The organism is Paenibacillus rhizosphaerae (assembly GCF_014192015.1).
Taxonomy (GTDB): Bacteria; Bacillota; Bacilli; order Paenibacillales; family Paenibacillaceae; genus Paenibacillus_AQ; species Paenibacillus_AQ rhizosphaerae.
The window spans coordinates 1-1,672 of sequence record NZ_JACHXJ010000017.1 but is presented as its reverse complement, the minus strand read 5'-3'; the positions used below and the strand labels follow the sequence as shown (position 1 = coordinate 1,672).

General features: G+C 50.2%; 13 tRNA genes and 1 rRNA gene. All 14 read right to left on the bottom strand.

Annotated elements, in window-relative coordinates:
* Nucleotides 1-12 precede the first annotated feature (12 nt).
* Nucleotides 13-86: transfer RNA gene (locus tag FHS19_RS34530), tRNA-Pro, on the bottom strand.
* A gap of 22 nt (nt 87-108) precedes the next feature.
* A tRNA-Arg gene (locus FHS19_RS34525) sits at nt 109-185 on the bottom strand.
* Between the two features lie 3 nt (nt 186-188).
* Nucleotides 189-263: transfer RNA gene (locus tag FHS19_RS34520), tRNA-Gly, on the bottom strand.
* Between the two features lie 10 nt (nt 264-273).
* Nucleotides 274-357, bottom strand: a tRNA-Leu gene (locus FHS19_RS34515).
* Between the two features lie 18 nt (nt 358-375).
* A tRNA-Lys gene (locus tag FHS19_RS34510) sits at nt 376-451 on the bottom strand.
* Nucleotides 452-455: 4 nt separating this feature from the next.
* Nucleotides 456-530 (bottom strand) — tRNA-Gln (locus FHS19_RS34505).
* A gap of 23 nt (nt 531-553) precedes the next feature.
* Nucleotides 554-629 (bottom strand) — tRNA-His (locus FHS19_RS34500).
* A gap of 8 nt (nt 630-637) precedes the next feature.
* Nucleotides 638-710, bottom strand: a tRNA-Thr gene (locus tag FHS19_RS34495).
* 80 nt (nt 711-790) lie between these two features.
* Nucleotides 791-867: transfer RNA gene (locus FHS19_RS34490), tRNA-Asp, on the bottom strand.
* 33 nt (nt 868-900) lie between these two features.
* Nucleotides 901-974, bottom strand: a tRNA-Met gene (locus tag FHS19_RS34485).
* Nucleotides 975-1,057: 83 nt separating this feature from the next.
* Nucleotides 1,058-1,133, bottom strand: a tRNA-Val gene (locus tag FHS19_RS34480).
* Nucleotides 1,134-1,200: 67 nt separating this feature from the next.
* Nucleotides 1,201-1,275 (bottom strand) — tRNA-Glu (locus FHS19_RS34475).
* Nucleotides 1,276-1,334: 59 nt separating this feature from the next.
* Nucleotides 1,335-1,410: transfer RNA gene (locus tag FHS19_RS34470), tRNA-Asn, on the bottom strand.
* A 78-nt stretch (nt 1,411-1,488) separates the two neighbouring features.
* Nucleotides 1,489-1,605: ribosomal RNA gene (gene rrf, locus FHS19_RS34465) — 5S ribosomal RNA — on the bottom strand.
* Between the last annotated feature and the right edge of the window lie 67 nt (nt 1,606-1,672).

The window sequence follows — 1,672 nt, the reverse complement described above, 5'->3', positions numbered from 1 at the left end:
CGTGCATGCGTATCGGGATGACACGATTCGAACATGCGACCCCCTGGTCCCAAACCAGGTGCTCTACCAAGCTGAGCTACATCCCGATATCTATTTAAAACAGTTAAATGGCGCGCCCTAAGAGATTCGAACTCCTGACCTTTTGATTCGTAGTCAAACGCTCTATCCAGCTGAGCTAAGGGCGCATATGGAGCGGACGACGGGAATCGAACCCGCGACCCTCGCCTTGGCAAGGCGATGCTCTACCGCTGAGCCACGTCCGCATAAAACAAATGGTGCGCGTGGAGGGACTTGAACCCCCACGTCAAAGACGCTAGATCCTAAGTCTAGTGCGTCTGCCAATTCCGCCACACGCGCAAAATCTGTAAATAAAACTGGTGAGCCATGAAGGACTCGAACCTTCGACACCCTGATTAAAAGTCAGGTGCTCTACCAACTGAGCTAATGGCTCTCACTGGCTGGGGATATAGGATTCGAACCTATGCATGACGGAGTCAAAGTCCGTTGCCTTACCGCTTGGCTAATCCCCAACAAGATTGTCATTTGAAAGTTATGGGGCGATCGATGGGACTTGAACCCACGAATGCCGGAGCCACAATCCGGTGCGTTAACCCCTTCGCCACGACCGCCATAAAGATGCCGGCGAGAGGACTTGAACCCCCAACCTACTGATTACAAGTCAGTTGCTCTACCAATTGAGCTACACCGGCATATGAATATTTTCAAAGCGATACCATCTATCGCGCAAGCAAAAAGTCATTGGGATTCTCATCCCTGAAGCAAGATAAAATGGCGGAACCGACGGGATTCGAACCCGCGATCTCCTGCGTGACAGGCAGGCATGTTAGGCCTCTACACCACGGTTCCACGGCCTTATGGATCTCCATCTTAAGGAGATAATTGCGGGGGCAGGATTTGAACCTGCGACCTTCGGGTTATGAGCCCGACGAGCTACCGGACTGCTCCACCCCGCGTCGTTAAAAGTATTTTGTTATTGGTACCCCCGAAAAGTATTCGGAATAAACTACGAAGGTTTCTGTTCACTTTTTGGGGATAATGGTGGAGGCTGAGGGGATCGAACCCCCGACCCTCTGCTTGTAAGGCAGATGCTCTCCCAGCTGAGCTAAGCCTCCATAATAATAAGTAACACCCCGACGAACCCTTTTTGGATTCTCATCCCTGTGATGATATTAATGAATGTGGTGACCCGTATGGGATTCGAACCCATGTTACCTCCGTGAAAGGGAGGTGTCTTAACCCCTTGACCAACGGGCCATATATATAAAGTCTAATTCTGTTTTCTGCAACAAAACATCCTTAGACGTTTTTTAAAGTGGCTCCCCGAACAGGACTCGAACCTGTGACAACTCGATTAACAGTCGAGTGCTCTACCAACTGAGCTATCAGGGAACGTTGCTACCATGAACCAAATTTGCCATATGTAGGTGACCATCAAGGCCAAAAAAAATACCACAAAAGTGGTTTTCCGCTTGGCAACGTCCTACTCTCCCAGGACCCTTCGGTCCAAGTACCATCGGCGCTGGAGGGCTTAACGGTCGTGTTCGGGATGGGTACGTGTGGAACCCCTCCGCTATCGCCACCAAACGGAGCATTGGTTATTAACCAAATGCATAATTCAGGTTTCAGCATCGCCAAATGCTGAAAGTCATGC